General features: G+C 56.5%; 1 protein-coding gene. It reads right to left on the reverse strand.

Going from position 1 to position 1857, the window contains the following annotated elements; translation table 11 throughout:
* Nucleotides 1-1820: group II intron reverse transcriptase/maturase (gene ltrA, locus EOS_RS04620; protein ID WP_063779060.1), on the reverse strand; the 1820-nt coding region annotated here is incomplete at its 3' end.
* Nucleotides 1821-1857: the final 37 nt, after the last annotated feature.

Raw genomic sequence — 1857 nt, forward strand, 5'->3', positions numbered from 1 at the left:
TGCATACGGCTCCTACCAAAGGTGTTGACGTAAAACCGTTCCGACGGATGCGGGTGAAGTACTTTGCAAGGGGGCAGGTATTTGCTGATCACACGGCTGAACCGTGACCAAGGCAGCCGATGCCGCTGACTTCTTCGCAGCAGTGCGTGACGCCAAGAGCGGCGCACTGCGTAAAGGAAGCCCGACAAGCGGCGAAGGTTGCCCGGCACCGCATGATAGTTAAAATACCCCTGGATCACCCGCCTCAGCCATCGACCTACTACGGGTACTGGTTCATGGCGACGCCGCATCAGCGTTTGCCGGATGCTCGCCAGCGATGCACGCATCCGCTTCTTGCTCGTCAACCGAATGATCTTGAATTGGCCATTCGACCTAGCCGTGCCACAGCAGTGCGTGAAGCCCAGAAAATCAAATGTCTCCGGCTTTCCAGCCCCACGCTCTTGACGTTGTTGCGCGGCGAATCGCCCGAAGCGAATCAGCCGCGTTTTGTCCGGGTGAAGTTTCAGTTTGAATTTGGCAAGACGTTCCCGCAGTGCCGCCAAGAATCGTTTTGCATCGCCTTCGTATTGGAAGCCCACCACACTGTCGTCGGCGTAGCGTACGAGGATGACATCGCCAGTAGCATGTCGTTGGCGCCATTGCTGCGCCCATAAATCCAGCACATAGTGCAAGTAGATATTTGAAAGCAAGGGCGAAATCACAGAGCCCTGAGGTGTCCCCCGCACAGAGGCGATGCGGCGTCCATCCTCAATAGTGCCTGCCCTGAGCCACTTTCGGACTATGCGAATTACTCGTCTGTCAGCAATCCGATGTTCTAGAAAGCGGAGCATCCATTCGTGATCAATTTCATCAAAGAACGAACGAATATCCGCATCTAAAATCCAGTTTACTTTCCGATCCGAAATCCCTACCGATAAGGCATCAAGCGCGTCGTGCTGACCGCGTCCCTGTCGAAACCCGTACGAGAACCCGAGGAAGTCTTGCTCGTAGATTGCACTCAGTACCGTTGCTACGGCCTGTTGCACAATCTTATCTTCCAGCGCTGCAATCCCCAACGCACGCAACTTGCCGTCCGCTTTCGGAATGCAAACCCTTCTGGACGCTTGTGCACGGTAGGCACCCGAATGAATCTCCCGGTGCAGTTCATGTACGCGCCCATAAAGCTGGCTCTCGTAGTCGTGCCACGTTACGCCGTCCACGCCTGCCGCTGCCTGCTTGCGAAGAGCATAAAAACTCTCCACCAACAGTGACGGCGTAACGTGGTGCAGCAGTGCCGTGAAGCGCAACTTCCGATTCCGTCGAGCTGCTTCACGTACGCCTTCGAGTCCCGTCGACGCGCTTATATCCCGGCTCTGAGTCCGGGGCGCGGGGTCCTCGTCGGCGTTCCCTTTGGTTACGCCCCTTCCCTCCATCACCTCCGCCGGGTCATCCCCTTTGTTCGGCAACTTCTTCGGTACTATGGGCGTATCCGACTTCTCACCGGCGTCAATGGCTGGATTACGGTCATTGACCTTCCCAGCCCTGTCCGGCCATGTGGCGCCGGACACCAATGAGATCTCGCTGCTTCCGTATGAAAGACTTCCCGACATGCACAGGGTCTCCGACCGCGCAGGATCAGCGCACGACTTGCGATTATCGTCGTGCTCCGTGTTGCCTTCCGCTTCGCTTAACAGCGTCGGCATCCCAGAGGAACTATTTCGCGGCTCAATGGCTGGCCTGTCGGTTTCCCCTGTCAACGCTTCGACATGTACCTCGCGATGCATGCCGCATGACTCGGGGCCAGAGCGATTCGCCAATTCTTCTCCGTATTGAACTTTCATCAACTATCTTTCATCGGCTTTGCAGCCGCACTAAGCG

This window comes from Caballeronia mineralivorans PML1(12) (assembly GCF_001028175.1).
GTDB classification, from domain to species: Bacteria; Pseudomonadota; Gammaproteobacteria; order Burkholderiales; family Burkholderiaceae; genus Caballeronia; species Caballeronia mineralivorans.